We start from the raw sequence: 20,220 nt of genomic DNA, 5'->3' as shown, positions 1-20,220 counted from the left end.
GTAGACTTTTGTATTTTCCGTCCGAAAACTGGTATATCTAGGAAATTCCTTTGCGGTAAATGCTCGGCAGGACGCCCGTTTGCCTTTTGAAGAACTTGTTGAAATGCGAAGGGTCCGTAAAACCGAGTTCGTAGGCGATTTCGCCCATATTGGCCTGCGAGTATAGCAGCAGCCGCTTGCTTTCCGCCGTCAATTTTTCGTTGATCACCGCCCCGGCCGTCTTGTCGAGATACTTCCGGCAGTTGGCATTCAGGGTTTTGGCGGTCACATTCAGTTCACTTGCGTACCAGGCTACCTCATGCGTGGTTTTGTAATGCGTCGCCACAAGTTCGAAGAAAGATCTGAGCAATGGAGGTTCAGGCTGGCTGCGGTCGGAATGCGCTTCGCGTTTCAGCAGGTTAAAGAGCAGCAGCAGGTAGGTCTGGATAACAGCTTCGTAATTAGATTGCCTGGCATTGTATTCATTTTCAATACTTTCGAAAATCCCCTGAACGGTCCTACCCGTGGTTTCGAGCGAGTAACCGCTGTCAAATGCGAGGGGGAATGTCTGAAAAAGCACATCGTATAACGGATGGCCGAGCAGAAAATCCTTCTGTACCATCAGCACAAAGCCTTTCGGAATGGCTGTGAGCGCCCAATTGTGAATCTGGCCCGGCAAGACGAGGTACAAACTGTTGACGCTTACCGGAAAACGGTGATGATCGATCTGGTGAACACCTTCGCCCTGCGTGAGGTAAATGATTTCGAGATATTCCTTATGGCCGTGTGGGTTGGTGGCCTTGATCACCTCCTTCATTCTCTTGATCCTGAACAACTCCTTGTCGTTCAGCTTATTCTTAATCTCGATTTGCATGCAAACGGGGCACGGGGATATTCTAGTGATTTAATAGAGTATGTAAATTAAGTTAAAAAACCTTTATAAAGAAAAAGAGGGTGCCCCGAAACAGGACACCCTCTCGCACATCAGCTACTCTAAATAATGGCTGTTATGCTTGTTTCGCGAGCTGGATATTCGCCAATATTTTGATGTTTTCACCCAATGCGAGGCCGCCCGTTTCGGTCAGCGAGTTGAACGTCACGCCAAACTCCTTGCGGTCGATGGTACCGCTTACTTCGAAACCGACTTTGGTATTTCCCCACGGATCGCGCTCCGTACCGCCGTATTCGGCTGAGAGTTCTACCTCTTTGGTAACACCTTTGATAGTCAGGTCACCAACAAGTTTGTACAAATCGCCCTTGTCCTTTTTCAGAGATGTAGAAACAAAACTAAACTGGGGAAACTTTTGCGATTCGAAGAAATCGGCATTGAGCAAATGCTCGTCGCGGCCAGGCTGGCCGGTATCTACGCTGTTGACATCGATGGTAAAATTCACATTGGCATTTTCAAAACTATCGCCCTCGGTCGATGCCGATCCGCTGAAAGTGCGGAAAAAACCGGTTACCGTCGAAATGACGAGGTGCTTTACTTTAAACTGCACTTCTGAGTGTGCAACATCTACATTCCAGGTTGTCTTTGACATGATTTCATTGTGTTTGATGGTATGAATACTTTCACACCTGGCCCTCATAGGAAGCCGTTTCGGACAGCCTGCCATCAGGGCCGGGCGGCGATACAAAATTAGCCCTCATCCACACGCGAGATCGACTGCTTACTCCGAGGTTACCAGTATACTCTGGTATAGCGCCTGGTGATTTGCCAGCCCAGAATGGCCTTTAAAACTTTATTTCTAGAAAAAATTCGATATAAAAAGCCTCGATTTGTAGAATCATATTCTAGAATTCATTCGTGTCATGTTAACAATTAGCTCGATATTTGTCCGCGAGTCGAATGCGACTTATCCTCCATTAAACCAGAATTTCATTCCGGATTATTTGCAGCCTTCCGATGAGGCCGCCCGGCATTTTATGTCCCGCACTAACCATTTTTTCCACCTAATTCAAACGCTTGCTTATGAACAAAAATCTATTGATCAGAGCACTTTTCCTGCTCGTGGGAGTGCTATGCTATGGAATGGCCATGGCGGTCAACATTACCGGGACCGTGTGGATCGACACCGACGGCGACGGCATTGTCGATGCCGGCGAAACCGGTACCAATTTCGGCGGTCCGATGTATGTCAATGTGGTCAACAACACGACAGGCGCCATTATCGCTTCCGCGCAAGTAGGCCCTGCGGGCGGTTATTCATTTACCGGCCTGACCAACAACCTGGCCGGGCACAAGCTTGTGCTTACCAGCACCGCCACGAATCCGAAGGGTAACCGCGTGCCGGGCGCCTATTATGTGGCCGAAGACGTGGTAGGCGGCAGCAACACGGCGAACCAGGCCAATGCGCCGCTGGTAGGTGAAATCGCACTCGCGAACCAGGCCGCAAACATGCAGAACCAGAACTTTCGCATGGGCCAGCAGACGGCGTTCGGCTGTCTGGACGGCATTGCCTACCAGGTAGCAGTCGCAGCCGGACAAACAGAATCCTCGCTGTTCAGCTACAATGTGAGCTCCGGCGCACGCACCCAGATCGGCGGCATTACTCCCTATTCCCTGAACTCGCTCATTTACAGCACCGCCACCGACAACTTTTTATGGGCAACGGTGGGCAACTCGAACGACATTGCACGGATCGGTGCCGGATCAGGAACCGTGGTGTATGACATCGAAAATCTGCCGACAGCCAGCTATAATGTGGGTGTGGAACTGCCTAATGCTTACATGCTGATTTACGGCAGCAATGCGGCCGAGTTTTACGTGGTAGACGTTGATCCGTCACGTGCTACGTTTTTGGAACTCGTCGACCCGACCAACGGGTACGCGCCGAAAACGGCCGCGCCCTACGGTACAACGGTTTCCGCCGGCTTCGACGCGTCGGATATGGCCTACCTGGCATCGACAGGCCTCGGGTACGGGATCAACCAGAGCAGTTTCCTTACCACCATCAATCCCGCAACCGGCGCGGTGACGACCAGTGTGTCCCCGATCGCAGGCCTGCCCAACGCCCCTTATGGCGGCTTGTTCAGCGATAAAGCCGGCAAACTATACGCATTCAATAACTCCACCGGCGGGTTTTACCGCATCGACCTAGCGACCAATACCGCTACCTTGCTCTCGACCAGCCCTCCTTCCGGCGGAAACGACGCGGCAAGCTGCCCCAATGCATTCGTGGAATGCGATACGGATATTCCCGTGGTACCGGCCGATGTAACCCTCTGCCCGGGCAATACCACCAATTTCACCGTCGCACCCGACGGCAACGGGCCATTCACCTACCAATGGCAGCAAAGCACTAACGGCGGAAGCAACTGGGCCAATTTGCAAACCACCCCGTTCACCGGCCCCAACGGCAGCTATTCCGGCGGCGGTACCGCCACACTCACCGTAACACCATCCACCGCGGTCTGGAACAACTACCGCTACCGGTGCGTGATTACCAGCAACCTTTGTACGACACCTTCGTCGTCGGCGACCATGAACGTGTATGCCATACCGGGCGAACCGACATTGGTAGCCGGTACCGACGCACCGATTTGTCCGGCCGACACCTACGACCTCAACCGCCTGGTAGCTGGCCCTATCCCTGCCGGCAGCACATTGCGCTTTTACACTTCATCGACGCCATCGCCCGCTACGCTCGTAGCCGATCCCACGCAGGCACCTGTGGGTACCTATTACGCACGTTACGAGAATCCGGGTTGTGAAGGCCCGGTGAGCCAGCCAATTACGATCACGGGCTGCCTGACGCCATTCGAATGCGAGGACGGCGTGGCATACCAGGTCGCGGCGGCAGGTGGCGAAACCGTGTCGACGCTGTATGCCTACAACGTGGTAAGCGGAACGAGGACGCAGATCGCGCCACTCACTACGCTAGTGAATGGGCTTATTTACAGCGAATTGGATAACACGCTCTGGGCGACTAAAAACAATACGAATTCGATCGTCCGCATTGCAGCCGACGGTGCTTTGGTTGAATACCCTATCGCAAACCTGCCTGTCAGCGGATACAATGTCGGCACGGGACTTCCCAATGGTTATATGCTGATTTACAGCACCAATCAGCCGCGCTATTACGTGATCGATATTAATCCCTCACGCGCTACTTACCTGCGCCTGGTAGATCCTGCCAATGGGTATGCATTGCAGACTGCCGCGCCTTACGGCAAAGCATTGACCGCCGGTATTAACGTGGCCGACCTGGTGTATGAACCGGTTACCGGCCTCATTTACGGTGTTGAATCAACCAGTGCGAGATTGGTGACGCTGAACCACGTTACCGGTGCAAGTACCGTCGGGGCGATAGTGGCCAGTCTGCCGACCGGCACGTCTTTCGGTGCGGTATTTGCCGACCCCAGCGGAAAGCTTTACGCATTTGCCAACGACCCGGGCACATTCCACCGCATTAATCCTACCGCCGCCACTTCCACATTGCTTTCGACCAGCATTACTTCGAACAGCAACGACGGTGCCAGCTGCCCGAACTCGATCCTGGAAAACCTGCCATTCGATTGTGCCGACGGTATCACCTACCAGGTGGCTGCTGCTGCCGGAGAGCCTGTTTCTACACTCTACGCATACAATGTGAATACCGGCGCCCGTACGGAAATCGCGCCGCTGCCGATGACCGTAAACTCGCTGATCTTCAACTCGGCCGACAATATGCTGTGGGCGACCCGCAACGGCACCAACAGCATTGTGCAGATCGACCGCGAAGGCGGTACCGTGGAGTATCCGATCGCGAACCTGAGCGGAAACTTCAATGTCGGCGTGGAGTTGCCAAACGGTTATATGATGATTTATCAGACCAATACACCGAGCTTCTACGTGATCGACGTGGACCCGAACCGCCCGTCGACCTACCTGAAACTGGTGGACCCGACTAACGGTTTCGCACTCCAAACCGGCCCGACCTACGGCGTGGCGCTGAGCCAGCCATTCGCCGGGTCCGATTTTGCTTACCTGCCTTCGACCCAGCTGATCTACGGATTTACGACCGATGCACGCATTTCGACGATCAACCCACTCACGGGTGCCGTTACGGTGGGTTCCGCACCGGTATCCGGCCTCCCCGGCAATAGTGGTTTCGGAGCTGTTTTCGCGGACGCAACAGGCAAACTTTACGCATTCCACAACGATTCGGGCCGTTTTTACAAAATTGATCCGGTGGGCAATTCCGCCAGCTACATGTCGACTTCGCTCCCTTCCAACAGCAACGACGGTGCGAACTGTGTGACGGCAACGCTTTGCGACATCGAGCTTACCAAGCCTAACCCGGAAACGCGGATCATTTGCGTCGGCAACACGACCACATTCGCGGTAGCGGCCACCGGCACCGGCACACTTGCATACCAATGGCAGGTAAGCACGGATGGCGGTGACACCTGGACCGACCTCGCCCCTGGCGGTGCTACCGATGCCAACGGAAGCTATTCGGGCGCGAATTCGAACACATTGACACTCACGCCTGCTACCATAGTGTGGAACGACAACCGCTACCGCGTGATCGTCGACAGCGACAGCGACTTGTGTACGCTCACCTCCGGCACGGCATTGCTGTCAGTGAGAAGCGAAGAGGAATGCGAATTACCGGTGACCCTGGTGTCGTTCTCGGTTACCAAGGAAGCCAACAGCACCGCGCTCCTCAACTGGGCAACCACCGAGGAAACCAACAGCGACCGCTTCGAAATCGAACGCAGCACCGACGCGAAAAACTGGAAAATGATTGGTACCGTGGCATCGCACGGCGAAAGCAAAGTGTTGCGCAAGTATGATTTCGCAGACCAGGCACCAGCGGCAGGATTAAACTACTACCGCCTCAAAATGGTGGACCGCGCTGTGAAAGGCAATGAGGCCGAATTTGCATACAGCCGCATTGCGAGCGTGGAATTTGGTGGAAACGGCTTGCTCGCCGCCTACCCCAACCCCGCCAGCGACAGGTTGAAATTCAAGGATTTCGCCAAAGTGAAATCCGTCATACTGCACAATGCAGCGGGCGTGAAGGTAATCGACCGCAAGGCTATCGGTTCGGAAGGACTGGATATCAGCAAGCTCGCTCCCGGCATTTACACCGTGAAACTCACCCTCGCCGACGGCAGCCAGCATTTGCAAAAGGTTATAATAGTGAGATAAGTTAAAAACGTAATGTAAAAAAAGCACAGGCCACCTGGTCTGTGCTTTTTTTGTGTCAGGTGTCGTCAGGTGTTGTCGGGTATTGTCAGATGTGGTCAGGAATAGTCAGGTGTTGTCGGGAATAATCAGGTATTGTCAGGTATTGTCTCTACTCCTGACTATTCCTGACAACTCTTGACAACACCTGACAACTCTTGACAACACCTGACCACTCTTGACAACACCTGACCACTCCTGACAACACCTGACAACACCTGACCACATCGAACCCTTCACTCACTAACCAACACCACAAACGGCAAATACACATTCCAATCCGCCTTTACCGTTTCCTGATTCAGAAAACCTTTGGAATAATTACCCAGAACAATATCCGGGTCGCCGTCGCCGTCCCAGTCGTTTACATCCATGCAAATCCAGCGGCCGTATTGCGCAACCGGGGGCGAAAACGGCTGGAATTTCAAATCTGTACCGCTTTTTGACGATTCGTTACGGAAATACAGAAACTTCTCCGCCGGGTTGTGGAGCAGGTCGGCGAAGAATGCGATCGACGCGATATCGAGATCGCCATCCCCGTCGAAATCGGCCGTCATGGCTTTGGTAGCGCCATTGACCGGGTAAAACCAGTTTTTCTCAAATTGAAAATCACCTTTGTTCAAAAAGATATAAATGCCGTGGTAGGGTTTCAGAATGCGGGAGTAATCGCTATTGTCTCCTGCCGTGTACAGAATATCGGGCAGTCCGTCGCGGTTGAAATCGGCGAGCTGGAAACTGGAAGAGCCCTGAACCGGTGGGAAACGCAACAGCGGCTTTTCAGAGAAACCGCCTTTCCGGTCGTTGGTAAAGAGCCAGATCCCTTCCTGCGCGTGTGCGAAGAGGGCTATGATGTCGGGCCGGCCATCCTTATTGAAATCTCCGGTAATCGATTGCGTAGCGCCGGCAACTTCCCGCACGGGTATTTTTTCAAACTTACCGTCCTGCATTTGCCGCAGCACGTAAAGCCCGCCCTGGTTATGGCCGAATGCGGAAACCACGTAATCCGTTTTTCCATCGCGGTTAAAATCAGCCGCCGACGTGTGCAACGGTCTTCGCAAGCCGGTCACAAATGGCGCCGGGTCATACTCACCCGGAGGTTTCAAACTACCTAGCTCGCCCTGCGCTACGTCATAGGCGCGCATTTCACCCACCACCGTGACAATCGGGGCGCGAGAGGCAGAAAACAGCATATGCATAGCCGGTGAAGACAAACTTCCTTTAATTATTTTACCAAAATCCTTATCCCAATGCACCAATGCAGGCATTTCGGAGCTGCTGGTATAAATAGCTCTGTCTGCACTATCGATCGCCACCATGGTTGTCGTGGCCAGGCGGGATGTGTCGGAAGCGGGGGTTTTGACAGTGAAACCGGCCCAATCATTACGTACGGGGACAGGCGGGCGCGCCGCAGGTAAATGAGCAGGCGCGAGAGAATCATAGTAAGCCACGATCTTCATCCATTCGGCAATAGGCATTACCGCGCGCTCGGCGGCGAAATACTGGTTCTTCTGCCACACTTCAATGCCAAAATATTGCGCCATAGCAGGCAGCACGCGGTTTTTCCAGGTTTCCTTGTCCAGCAATGCGGGTTCGACCGGCAAATGGCAGGTACTGCAATGCTTCTGTGCCGCATCCCGGCCTTCGGCGATTTCGCCAGTCAGTTCCTGCTCGTCCGACCGTCCCGTGGTGCCGCACGCCTGCATGCAAGCTGCAAATAAGAAAATCCCCAGCGGTAAGGCCGAAAGCCATTTCGACAATGTCATGATCCAATCAATTAACCTTCTATTATAAACAAAAAGGGGCAGTTATGCACCGCCCCCTTGCAGAGGGTCGCCCCCCTTTTGGTATTAGTTTGTTTATTGGTAACCGGGATTTTGTTTCAATGACGACGCTCCGTTCTTCGTACTAAGGTCGATCTGCCGTTGGGGGATCGGATAGTATTCGTTCACGTTTTTCAGGAACTTTCCACCACGCACGTCAGGCGTAATTTTACCTTCAAATGCGATATAGGCATTTAAAGTCTGCTCAGCGACACCCCAGCGCGAAAGGTCGAAGAACCGGTGGCCTTCCATCGCGAGTTCCAGTTTGCGCTCAAAGTAAATCGCTGCCAATGCACCGTCTTTACCCTTGGCAGCAAATGCGCCGGCAGGATATTGCGCGATCTTGTAATTCGCGGCCGGTGTTTTGGTAAAACCGCCCATCGGCTTGGAAGCATCGGCGTAGGTATACACCCAGCTTTCGGGTTTCGCGGCACGTGCACGCACGCGGTTCACGTAATCCTGCGCCTTCGCAAGGTTGTTCAATTGGGCTTCCACCTCGGCTGCCATGAGCAATACATCTGCGAAACGGATCACCTGGATGTTGATAGCCGTTCCCGGTGCCCACGAATGCTGGTCGGAATACTTGTCCTGGGTAGCCTGCCAGTAGATATTTTTCTTAGGCGAATACGGTCCGGCATAGCTCTGGTCGCGGATCCAGGTCTGACCCGGATGGTTACCCCAGTCGAGGAATGGAATGCCGCGGCGACCGACGGTCCAGTCGATACGCGGATCGAGTGCGGTAGTCGCATCGGGTGTAAATGCTGCGTCCGACTTGACACCCATGTCGTTTTTCAGCGTCGTGGCATTGTACCCATCCACTTTCGGCAAACCATTGGCGTCCGTCTGAAAGGAATTCGCGAGATCGAGACTGGGCTGGTAGAAACCACAGCAGCGGAAAGGCGAATTGTAAGGGAAGTTCAGCATACCGCCGGTATTGGCGTTGTCGATGGTGTTGGTACCATCGTTGGCAGCCATCTGGATCGCGAAAACCGATTCCGCAAGGTTCTTTTGCGCGGCGTCGAAATTGTCCTGGAATTTCGGCAACAGCTCGTATTTCAAACCATTGCTCGTTACGCCGGAAGCAATTACCTGGTCGAAAACAGTTTTTGCCTCATTATTCTTTTTCTCGTACAGATAGGTTTTGCCCAGGTAAGCGGCGGCAGCCCATTTGTTCACCCGGCCTACTTCGGCCTGCGTCGCTGGCAGGTTGTCCATCGCGAACTTGAAATCCGCTTCGATATTCGTCCAGATATCTACGTCGTTCTTTACCGCAGCCGGGTCGGGCGTGTTTTCATCCACCCACGGCACCATATTGAACATCTTTTTGAGTTCAAAATAGTAATGTCCGCGCAGGAAGCGCGCCTGTGCCGTATAATCGGTCTTTTCGGCGTCGGTCATCCCGGAAGTAACGAGCGGAATGAATTTCAGCACCGTATTGGCGCGGTTGATGCCCTCGTAGGCAGCCCGCCATTTGCTGTTGAAAAAACCGTTGCTCGGGCCGGCACTGTAAATCATGATCGAGTTGATACCGGGCTGGTCGGCGCCGTCGCTGCCTTTTTTGGCATCACCGCCGGCAATGCTGCCGTAAATCCAGTTGTCCGCCGCAGCGTCCCAGGCACTGGCCGCTCCTACCCCGTTACCGTCGAGCGCCGCATAGGCACCGATCAGCAGGCTCTGCACGCCGGCTTTGGTACTCAGCTGGGCGTCACTCAGCGATCCCAGTGCAGGTTTGTCGAGAAAACTCTCCTGGCAGGAATACGAAATCAGACCGAACATCGCAACCAGCGCTATTTTTGAAAATCTCAATGTCTTCATCTCTTTCTGTTTTATACAGTGAATTAGAATGTCAGATTTAAACCTACCAGGAACTGACGGGTGTTCGGATAAACCCCTTCGTCCAGACCAAATGCCGTCGAACCACCTACCTGGCTTTGTCCTACTTCGGGATCCGGGCCGGAGTATTTCGTGATCGTGAAGAGGTTGGCAGTTTGCACATACACGCGCAGGCGGTCGATTTTCAATGCCTGGGTGATGTTTTTAGGCAGCGTGTAGCCGATCTGCGCATTCTTCGCACGGAGGTATGAGCCGTTTTCCACATAGTAGGAGTTTGGCACGTTGGTGGTACTGAACGAACCGGTGTTTTCCTGGATAGGCGCAGTAGCATTCATGTGTTCGGGTGTCCACGAATCGTACAATGCGGTGTTGCTTTTCGCACCCTGGAAATTGGTGTAGAAGTCGTGCCACCATTTCAGGTTGTTCCAGATCTGGTTGCCCTGCACGCCATAAAGGAAAATACCGAAATCGAAGTTTTTGTAGGTTGCACCGATGTTCAGACCATAACTGAATTTAGGGCTGGGATTGCCGAGGAATGTACGGTCGTCGGCAGTCACGAGACCATCGCCATTCACATCCTGATAACGGAAACGTCCAACTTTTACCTCGTTCTGATAAACAGCCGCCGGGTTACCGCTGCGTTCTGCCGCCTGCGCATTAGCCTGGTCGATTTCCGCCTGGGAATTCCAGAAACCTACGATATTGTAGCCATAAAACTGTCCGATGGAATGCCCTACCGCATTGCGTACGATGGTACTACCATTGAAACGGCGGCCTTCCTGGTCAAAATAGCTTACGCCGTCGGTAATCTTCACGATCTTATTGTTGTAGGTCGTCAGGGTAGCGGTCGCATTCAATTTAAAATCCTTGGTGATGTTCTTCTCACCGTAGATCGACATATCGATACCCTTGTTCTTCATTTTACCGATATTCACAGCTGGCGCAGTTCCTTGCCCAACTGTTCCCGCAAGTTCAGGGGAGAACAGCAGGTCGTCGATGTTTTTCTGGTAGTAATCGATGGTAAAGTCGATCGCTCCATTGAACAGCTGTGCATCGATACCAATATTGGAATTGATATTACCCTCCCACTTTGCATTCGGGTTGCCCACGCGGGTGCGCTGGAAGCCCATAACAGTGCTGTTGCCGGTTCCTTTGATGTCGTAGAACGCGAAGCTCCTGTTCTGGCCGTAAGTCGTAAATGCATTCGCAGGGTCCACGTTGAACTGGTTACCCATAATACCCCATCCACCGCGGATTTTGAGGTCGGTAAGCCAGGTAGCCGTTCTCATGAACTCCTCTTCCTTGATCCGCCAGCCTGCGCTCACAGCCGGGAACCAGCCGTACTGGTTGGTAAACCGCGAAGAACCGTCACGACGCAAGGTTCCGCTCAACAAATACTTGTCCTTGTAGTTATAGTCGATGCGGCCAATGTAGGAGAACAATGCATCCCAGGAGCGGTTAGAAAAGTTGGTAGGTGTTCCCGACCCGGTGGTGAGGCTGGTATAGTTGGGGTCAAACGAGAAATAGCTCTGCGTGGAACCGCCCACTTCGCGGTAACTGCTGCTGTAAGCCTCGGTACCCGCCAACACCTTGAAATTGTGTTTGTCATTGAATGAATGCTCCCAGGTAACCGTATTCGTCCAGGTCCAGTTGTAGCCCGAATTTACACGCTCCGAGTAAGCATTGGTCGTTACGTTTTCGGAGTTCTCCCATTCAGGGTATGCGAATGTGTTCTCTGCGTAAGTAAACAATCCGCCCCCGAAACTGGTCCGGAAGTTGAAATCTTTGAGAAAATCCACTTCGGCGAACATATTACCGAATATCGAGTTGGTAAGCCCCTTGTTGTTGCGCGCACGGTCGCGGATCGCAACAGGGTTTTTAGCATTACCTAACCCGCTACCGAACGAACCTGCATAGTTCCCTTGCACATCGTACACCGGGATGATCGGCTGCATACGGTAAGCCATACCGATACCGCCGCCTTCTTCCAGGATTCCCGTGCGCGGGTTGTTCACGAGCGTAAGTGCGATGTTTTCACCCACGCGAATGTGCTTGCTCACATTGTACTGGCTGTTGGCCCGAAGCGTATAGCGTTTCAGGTAAGTGTTCATCAGGTTTCCCTGCTGGTTGAAATGGTTGAAAGAAAACATGTAGTTCCCCTGCTCGCCACCACCACTCACCGAAAGGTTATGACTCTGCATCGGTGCATTCTTGAACACCTCATGGAACCAGTCGGTACCACCTTTATTGGACTTCACAATGCGGTAGAACGAATCCATGTCCGCTTTGTCGGTATAATTAGGGTTCACATAATACTTCGAGAAGTCTACCTGGCTTTCGCTCAGGCCGGTCGGCACAATGTAGTCGGGCAGTACCGGCTTTTCAGCGTTACCATACTGCGGGTCGTTGATAGCCGCGCCGGAATTGCGGAGTGCGAGGAATTTCAGGTCGGCCATACCTTGCGGCGAGAGGATGTCATATACATTGCCTTTCTTCACGGTTTGCGTGCCGTAGAACATATCGTAGCTTACCTTAACCTTACCCTGTCCGCGCTTGGTAGTAATGATCACCACCCCGTTGGAAGCCCGTGACCCGTAAATAGAAGCTGAGCCCGCATCCTTCAATACCTGCATCGTAGCAACATCGTTCGGATTCAGGTTGTTGATGTCCTGGGTAGGAACACCGTCCACGACGAATAGCGGCGTGTTGTTACCGAACGAGTTGATACCGCGGATACGAATTTGCGGCGCTTGTCCCGGCTGACCGGAAGTAAGTACGGTTACACCCGAGGCGCGGCCTTGCAGCTGGTTGCTGAGGTTTGCATTGGGTTGTTCGGTCAGTTCGGCCACCTTCACAATGGAAACGGCGCCGGTGAGGTCCTTGCGGCTTGCCGTTCCGTAACCTACTACCACCACTTCATTAAGCAGCTTTTCGTCCTGCGTGAGGATTACATCCACGGTGCTCTGGCCTGCCATCACATCCACGTCCTTGGGCGTGAAACCCACAAAGCTGAATGTCAGCGTCACATTGCCGTCCGGCGCTTCGATCTTGTAAACACCGTCGGCATCGGTACCTGTACCACGCGAGGTACCTTTCACCACTACCGACACACCGGGCAGTTTCGAGCCGTTGCCGTCGGTTACCACCCCGGAAATGCTGCGATCGAGCGTTGCCGATTTGTAGCTTTGGGGATTGAGCTTTTCGACAGGCAGTTTCACTCTTTTGAGGATGATCTGCTTGCCTGAAACCTCGAAATCAAGGTCCAGTGGCGTCAGAATGGATTTCAATGCGGAGCCGAGTTGCTCCTGCTTCACGTCCACGCTCACCTTGCGCTGCGCCTTGATGAGATTGGAACTGTAAAGGAATTTTATTTTAACCTGGTCTTCAATCGCTGACAACACTTTACGAACGTCCTGATTCTGCATCTGGATCGTCACGCGGTTATTCAGGACCTCCTGCGCTTCGGTAACACCAGCCACGGCCACGGTCGTCAGGAGTGCAGCAATGATGAGTTGCATACAACTGAATCTCATAAGGATCTGCCAATAAGCATAGTTAGGATACAATTTTTTCATAACTTTACTAAGTTTTGTAACATGGAAAAATGGGCAAAACGAGTCCTCCATCCGCCGGTAACGGATGCAATCGAATTGGGGATGAACTCTGGGTTGGTGATGGTGCAACATCATCAACCTTTTCTTTTTTAGGGAGTTTGGTTAAATCATAGAAGCAGTTCTGGGTTAAGGTTATCAGTTAGGTTTGTTAGCATTGGTAATCATTCAAAATCAATTGCATCCACGGCCTGTAACGACCATCTTGCCGTCCACTACCTCAAAATCCGCTTCGATACCCTTGCAGATGAGGTCCATTTTCTCGTACAGGCTTTCGGTCGTGAACGAGGCCGTCAGCAGGCATTGGCCGAACAAACGGTGGTCATATACGATGTCGATCCCGTAGGTCTCTTCGATATTGCCCAGCAGGTCCGACACCGGCATGTCCTGGAACTTCAACAGCGGTGCTGGTAACACCGCCGAGGCCAGGATTTCCGGCGACTCGACCAACCCTTTGCGGATCTGCGTCTGCTCGCGTGAGAAAAGTACTTTCTGGTTCGGCGTAATGATCGTCCCGGCCAGTTCAGGACTGGCTAAGCCGTCGCATACTTCGGTATCGGTACGTGGAAACACCGACACCTTGCCGGTTTTGACACTCACCTCCACCTGTTTGGCATCCTTGAACGCTTTCACCATAAAACTGGTACCTAATACTTTGGTAACCAACTCATTCGAATACACGACGAAAGGCCGGCGGCGATTTTTGGTCACTGTAAAAAACGCCTCACCCGACAGGTAAACTTCCCGTAATGTACTCTCGGAAAAGTCTTTACGGTAACTCACGCTGCTTTTCGGCTGCAAAAGGATCGTGCTGCTATCCGGCAATGTGAGCAGGATCGGCGCGGTGGTCGTGTTGGATTGCTCCATCAATGGCGCCTCCACGGCCGACAACAACTCTTCGTAACTCACATGGCTATCGTGCCGGTTGGGCTGCCGGAGCCAGCCGATGACCAGCAATACGGCCGCCGCAGCCGATAACGATGCGCCCAAACGCAACCACAATCCACGCATTTGCCAGCGGCTCACCGCATTCTTGCGGCTATGGATTTCTTCCAGCATGGCTGTAACCTGTCCTTCGGTAGGGAAATCCGCTTCCACTTCGGCATGGATACCCAGCAGCAATGATTTAGCGCCCGCCACAGCCTCGGCTTTTTCGGGATGTGTGAGTAAAAAGTTATTCCAAAAATCAGCGGACTCCCGGGACGGGGCCAGTACCCAGGATTTGAAATATTGATCTTCCAGAAAATCAGTTACTTCGTAATGATAGTAACCCATCAGTATAAATATTTGATGAAAAATTTGACTTGGTGCTCATATAGAAAGAGCATTCAGAATGGCGGCTTAACTCACTTTTCGTGAATTATTTTAGAAGAAATAGAAATAATCCGTAGATAACGGCTGAAATGGTGAGCTGGCGGAGCTTGGAAACGGCCCTTTGTACAAGGTTTCTTACCGATTGCTCATTGATTGTGAGCAGCTCGGAAATCTGGGAATAACTGAAATCATTGTAAAAACGCAGGATCATTACCTCGTACTGTCTGCCGGGGAGGCTTTTCAGCCAGGTATCGAGGTCGTCTTTCTGTTTCTGGGTCTGCTCGAATTCGATGATCTCCGATTCCTTGGGCAGTGCTATCGGGTGAAGGTCTTCATCGAGCAAGTCCCAACGCTCGTTGAAGCGGCCATTGCCGGCGCGGTGAATGCGGCGCCTCAGTGAACGGAAAAGGTAAAAACGGGGAGATTCGGCGTCGGCCAGGCGGGTACGGCTTTGCCATAGGTCGATAAACAAATCCTGGACAAGGTCCTCGATCACGGCTTCGTCGGAGATCAGCTTCTTTCCGTAACTGTAAAGAACCCTCACGTACCGCTGATACAGCAGGGTGAATGCTTCCTCATCTCCCTGCCGGAAGCGTTGCCAGAGCATTCTATCATCGGTATCAGTAAAGAAAGAAGCCAAATAGTCAGGTTTTTGCTTTTTATCAAAAATACTAAAAAATATTTAAATAGAACAATTCCGCCGCACTTATACTTCGAATATTAGCATTTTCTTATTTGATATTGACATCTTTTCAACCGTAAAATACTGGTTACACAGCAATTACGCCGGCAACCAGATGTGAAAAGCGGCACCTTCCCCCGGGTGTGATTCGGCGGAAACGAAGCCTTCGTGCTGCTCCACGATTTTCTTGACAATACTGAGCCCGATACCCGTACCCGCGTACTCGTGCTTGCGGTGGAGGCGCTGGAACAATGCGAATATTTTCTCGCTGAACTCGGGTTCGAAGCCGATGCCGTTGTCCCTCACGCAAATGTGGTGGTAAGTGCGATCGGCCAACTCTTTGGGTACCAGCGGAATATCACGGCCGGTGTCCCGGCCAGCAGTAACCCGTATCTCAGGCTGTGTAGTCGAGAATTTCAGTGAATTGCTGATCAGGTTGGAAAACAGCTGGTTCATTTGCAGCAGGTTCGCGCGGACTACCGGAAGATTTTCGCCGATAACCAGCGCCTCCTTCTCCTGGATTGCCAGCTCGAAATCCACTTTGATGTCCTCGATGACCTTGTTCATATCCACTACCTGCAATGCTTCGCCGTTCTCCGACAGCCTGCTGTACGATAGCACCGACTGGATCAGCTCGCCCATTCGCTGTGCCGAAAGGTATATTTTCTGGAAATAGCCCTTCGAAAGTTCACTATCGAAATTATTACGCTCGATGAGATGAATGAAGGTCTGGATCTTGCGCAACGGCTCCTGAAGGTCATGGCTCGCCACATAATTAAATGATTCGAGTTCGCGGTTGGCATTCAGCAGGTCCTGCGTCCGTTGTTCCACCTGCCGTTCGAGCTCGTCGGTAATGCGGTTGCGCTCGCCCGACATGCGTATCTGCGCCTGCGCCCGCGCAATGAGTTCTTTGCTCGAAAACGGTTTCACAATGTAATCGTCCGCCCCGATTTCGATCCCCTCGATCCGCGACTCCTCCCCCGCCCGCGCCGTGATCAGGATGACGGGCGTGTGGCATACCGCCGGGTCGCTTTTGACCGCTTTCAATAATGCGATGCCGTCCATTTCGGGCATCATCACATCGCTCAGTACCAGCACCGGCCGGTATCTCCGGATGAGCCCCAGCGCCTCGGCACCATTCGAGGCGGTCAATGTTTTGTATTGGGTGCCCAAAAGAGAGCGGATGTGTTCGCGCATATCGGCATTATCGTCGGCAATGAGCACGCATTCTCCATGACGGTCCTCCCGGCATTCGTTATCCTGCTTTTCCCTTTCCGATGAAGCCAGCAGGCTTTCCGCTTCACGCACATAGAAATCCGAAATGGCTTCGTCGATTTCGGGGTTCTCTTCGTACACCTGCGACGCTTCGAGGTGGCTTTTGCCTTCGGGAATCCTGGCGGTGAAACAGCTTCCTTTACCCTCCGTGCTTTCAACGCCGATGTCGCCGCCGTGCAGGCCTACAAGCTCTTTAATCAGCGACAAGCCTATTCCAGTGCCTTCATACGTGCGCCCACCCGAATTTTGTACCCTGTGGAAACGTTCGAACATATGTGGCAGCTCGTGCGCGGGAATGCCCACGCCGGTATCGCGGACCGACAGCCGGATGTGCCCCTCCCGCATTTCGAGTGTTAGCGTGATCTTGCCGTTTAATGTGTATTTAAATGCATTGGACAAAAGATTGAACACCACTTTTTCCCACATCTGCTGGTCTACGTAGGCGATCGCATCAGTGTCGGCAGCTACTTCAAATTTAAGCCCCGCCTTTTCGATGACCGAGCGGAAATTGGCCGCCAGGTTCCGTGTATACGACGCGATATCCGTCCTCACAAACCGCGCGTGCCCGCGTCCGTCCTCCATCCTGCTGAAATCCAGCAGCGTATTCACCAGTTTTAGCAAACGCAATGCATTGCGATGGGTCACTTCCACCTTTGCCCGCTCCCCTTCCGACCATTCCGTCACCTTACGGTTCATCAGTTCTTCCAGCGGGCCCAGCATCAGCATCAGCGGCGTCCGGAACTCGTGGCTGATGTTGGTAAAAAACAGGGTTTTGGCCTTGTCGAGCTCTTCCAGGATATGCAGCCTGCGCTGCTCCTCTTCGTAAGCCATTACATTCCCAAGGCCCAATGCAATGCGGTCGGCGATCTGCTGGAGAAAATTACGGTAGGCTTCGTCGAACTTGCGGTAGGGGTTCAGCCCGACGGCCAGCAATGCGAGCGGAAATGCACGGTTTGCCGATTGAATGGGCAGGTAAACTACATATTTGGGCGTCACGTCCCAGCCTCCCTTGGCCAGGTGTTTCCAATGCCCGCGGTTGATCGCCTCGGTCATGCGGTTCTCCCGCACAGTCGATACCAGCTGTTCGTAATGGGTACCGTGGACGGTGAGGTCAATGTGTGCATCGAGGTGTTTGTCGGTGCTGCTAATGCCCGATGTTGCTACGAGACTGGCCTGTTCGCCATCTTCCGAGATTCTGTACAGTACGGCAAACGGGAAATCCAGCGAATTGGCAGACAATGCCTTTCCTACCTGCGCAAAAACTTCATCTTCCCGCTTCTTCTCACCGAGCGTATCGAGCATTTGTATGGTTTTGAGCGCCCTTTCATTAATAATACGCTCTGTATCAGCAGTATTATAGCAAATAATCCCTGCCGGGCGCCCATCATCGCCCAGCACGGGTGTGTAGGAAAAAGTATAATAAGTTTCTTCCGGAAACCCGCTTCGCACCATTATCAGCAGCCGGGATTCCACATAAGTGCCCTCGTCGCGCTCCATCGCACGCGTGAGCAACGGCTCAATATCTTTCCAGATGTCCTTCCATACCACCGACGCCGGCTCCCCGAGCGCATGCGGGTGCTTGCCGCGCACAATGTCGATATAGGCATCGTTGTAAAACTTCAAAAGCATTGGCCCCCACCCGATCCAAATGGGTTGCTTCGAGCTGAGCATGATCCGGATGCACGTTTTCAGGCTTTGCGGCCAGCCTCCGGGGCTTCCCAGGCCGGTAGTATGCCAATCGAATTCCCGTATGCGCCGGCCCATCTCGCCTCCACCTGCCAAAAATTCAAGTGTGGTTTGTTCCGTCGGGTCGGTCATAGAGCTGCGCGGTTATCTATCAATTGCGTAAAACCTCTCCTAAGCTCATCTATATCAGGGCTTTTCTTCATAAAACCGGACGCACCGAGTTCCATGCACTTTGTAACGATTTCTTTCTGATCGGAGGTCGAATACATGTAAATCGGTGTCTGTACCAGCCGGGGGTTTTGCTTCAATTCGGCAAGCAATTCCATTCCATTCATTTTAGGCATATTGATGTCTATAAAAATCAGTTGAGGCTGATATGCCCCGCCGCCCAGCTTTTCCAGTGCCTGGATACCGTCGCATGCGAACTCGCAATCCACACCCGCGCCTGTATCCTGCATAGTTAGCAGGAAGATCTCCTGGTCATCGACGTCGTCGTCCACCAGTAGAATCGAAATGTTTCCAGGTATCATCATTTTATCGGTAAATTCTTGTTATCGGCCGGTACGCCCCCTCACCCTATACGTTCCCGGCTCGTTCCGGTATTCAGGTGAATTGCAAAATTCATTCCATGATCGCCAATGGCGAAATCAGGGACTGGCGCATAGAAAATCCGCGAATTATGAACCCGCACGCCTGTCCGAAACCGTTAATTCCGTGATGATAGGGAAAAAATTTGCACGGATTTAACAAAGCGGGGAAACGCTTGCACCCGGACGAGCATTTGTAGAATTTATTCAAAAATGACAAGTATAAAAGTCGAATTAATTTACTTTTCAGTATACTTGCGGACACAATCATTTACCCAACACTATTTCAATGAAGCAAAATCTCCTTCGCCTGTGGCTGCTCATGCTGATGACGGCCGTGTCCTTCTCGTGTAGTGACGATGACCACGACACAAACCCCGAAACTATCAAACTCGAAGATTCCTGGAAAGACGGCTGGAATTCTCAGAAAGTACTCGACATTGCCAAAGGCCAGCGCCCCGATCCTTCGGTATACCTGGACCAGAAATACATCGATTTCCACCTCGCGCAATTCAACGGCGGCGCGACGTACCTCGTCACTAAAAAGGCACTGGACGACTATGGCCGCGACACGCTGGGCTACCCCGACAACACGCAGTTTGTGATGACGAAAACCGAAATGGATGCAATGCTGACCAAAACCGGTAAAGACATCAGCAAAATCGAAACGGAGCTGGGCATCCCTGCCGGCAGCTGGCAGGGCAAGGAAATGGTCCGCATTTCGATCCCTGACCCCAAAGCATTGAATGTGCGCCTGCCTTCGGGCAATGAAATGGGTGCCAACAACCTGTGGTTGCCGGGCGGCCACCTTCCTACGGGCTACTCCGAGGCGGTCGTCAACAAAATACCTAAGGGAAAATACACGGAAACACCACTATAACCATGAAACGGGACAGCGCGTTGGGCAACGCGCTGTCCTTTGGCTTTTTGACGTATATTTAGCCCCGCATAACGCCTTTTTACATGAAAGAAATTGCCAAAGAAGCCTGGAATTATACTTTTTCCGAACATCGCCCCGGAGACTACGTCCTCTCCGTCGTGTGCGGAGGAGTAGGTGTGTACGAATTCGAGATCCGGCTCACAGCCGCGCAGATCGCGGCCTATGAGCGCGAGGGCATTCCCTATATTTCCAGGCTGGCAGAGCAGGTCCGACACGACCAGGCGCCATTCCACGCGCAGAAGGCCTGACGCCCCTGTTTTTTACATCTGATTAACAACAAAAAAAGGCCCCGTCGGGCCTTTTTTTGTTTTTTCCGTG

12 protein-coding genes are annotated in these 20,220 nt (G+C 52.6%); 3 read left to right on the top strand and 9 right to left on the bottom strand.

Annotated elements, in window-relative coordinates; all coding sequences use genetic code 11:
- Positions 1-37: 37 nt before the first annotated feature.
- Both BLQ88_RS00820 and BLQ88_RS00815 read right to left on the bottom strand, forming a co-directional pair.
- Complete coding sequence (locus BLQ88_RS00820) at positions 38-853, bottom strand: helix-turn-helix domain-containing protein (RefSeq protein ID WP_090145759.1); 816 nt, start codon at positions 851-853, stop codon at positions 38-40.
- A 133-nt stretch (positions 854-986) separates the two neighbouring features.
- Complete coding sequence (locus BLQ88_RS00815) at positions 987-1,520, bottom strand: YceI family protein (protein ID WP_090146282.1); 534 nt, start codon at positions 1,518-1,520, stop codon at positions 987-989.
- A gap of 431 nt (positions 1,521-1,951) precedes the next feature.
- On the opposite strand from BLQ88_RS00815, the gene BLQ88_RS00810 reads away from it, so the two are divergent.
- Positions 1,952-6,118, top strand: coding sequence for a DUF6923 family protein (locus BLQ88_RS00810; protein WP_090145757.1), 4,167 nt, complete (start codon positions 1,952-1,954; stop codon positions 6,116-6,118).
- A gap of 272 nt (positions 6,119-6,390) precedes the next feature.
- On the opposite strand, the gene BLQ88_RS00805 is transcribed toward BLQ88_RS00810, so the two are convergent.
- From BLQ88_RS00805 to BLQ88_RS00775, 7 genes are all read right to left on the bottom strand, one after another.
- Positions 6,391-7,917 carry an FG-GAP-like repeat-containing protein gene (locus BLQ88_RS00805; protein ID WP_090145754.1) on the bottom strand — a complete coding sequence of 509 codons (1,527 nt, stop codon included), beginning with the start codon at positions 7,915-7,917 and terminating at the stop codon, positions 6,391-6,393.
- 93 nt (positions 7,918-8,010) lie between these two features.
- On the bottom strand, positions 8,011-9,789 hold the full coding sequence (locus BLQ88_RS00800) for a RagB/SusD family nutrient uptake outer membrane protein (protein ID WP_090145751.1): 1,779 nt from the start codon (positions 9,787-9,789) through the stop codon (positions 8,011-8,013).
- A 23-nt stretch (positions 9,790-9,812) separates the two neighbouring features.
- Positions 9,813-13,382: a TonB-dependent receptor gene (locus BLQ88_RS00795; protein ID WP_090145749.1), complete on the bottom strand. Its 3,570-nt coding sequence runs from the start codon at positions 13,380-13,382 to the stop codon at positions 9,813-9,815.
- A gap of 210 nt (positions 13,383-13,592) precedes the next feature.
- Entirely contained in the window at positions 13,593-14,693 is a 1,101-nt protein-coding gene (locus BLQ88_RS00790; protein ID WP_090145747.1) for a FecR family protein, read from the bottom strand.
- Positions 14,694-14,778: 85 nt separating this feature from the next.
- On the bottom strand, positions 14,779-15,372 hold the full coding sequence (locus BLQ88_RS00785) for an RNA polymerase sigma factor (RefSeq protein WP_090145745.1): 594 nt from the start codon (positions 15,370-15,372) through the stop codon (positions 14,779-14,781).
- A 141-nt stretch (positions 15,373-15,513) separates the two neighbouring features.
- Positions 15,514-18,507 carry an ATP-binding response regulator gene (locus tag BLQ88_RS00780; protein ID WP_090145743.1) on the bottom strand — a complete coding sequence of 998 codons (2,994 nt, stop codon included), beginning with the start codon at positions 18,505-18,507 and terminating at the stop codon, positions 15,514-15,516.
- Positions 18,504-18,908 carry a response regulator gene (locus tag BLQ88_RS00775; protein ID WP_090145742.1) on the bottom strand — a complete coding sequence of 135 codons (405 nt, stop codon included), beginning with the start codon at positions 18,906-18,908 and terminating at the stop codon, positions 18,504-18,506. The genes BLQ88_RS00780 and BLQ88_RS00775 overlap by 4 nt, the downstream gene beginning before the upstream one ends.
- Positions 18,909-19,251: 343 nt before the next feature.
- Between BLQ88_RS00775 and BLQ88_RS00770 the strand changes: the two genes are divergently transcribed.
- Together BLQ88_RS00770 and BLQ88_RS00765 are read left to right on the top strand one after the other, a co-directional pair.
- A complete protein-coding gene (locus tag BLQ88_RS00770) occupies positions 19,252-19,842 on the top strand; it encodes a hypothetical protein (protein ID WP_090145740.1) in 591 nt (196 codons plus the stop codon).
- Between the two features lie 83 nt (positions 19,843-19,925).
- On the top strand, positions 19,926-20,150 hold the full coding sequence (locus BLQ88_RS00765) for an SH2 domain-containing protein (protein WP_090145739.1): 225 nt from the start codon (positions 19,926-19,928) through the stop codon (positions 20,148-20,150).
- Positions 20,151-20,220: the final 70 nt, after the last annotated feature.

The organism is Dyadobacter soli, assembly GCF_900101885.1.
In the GTDB taxonomy this organism is placed as follows: domain Bacteria; phylum Bacteroidota; class Bacteroidia; order Cytophagales; family Spirosomataceae; genus Dyadobacter; species Dyadobacter soli.
Note: the sequence above shows the minus strand (reverse complement) of the source record. Positions and strands in the feature narration are given on the sequence as shown.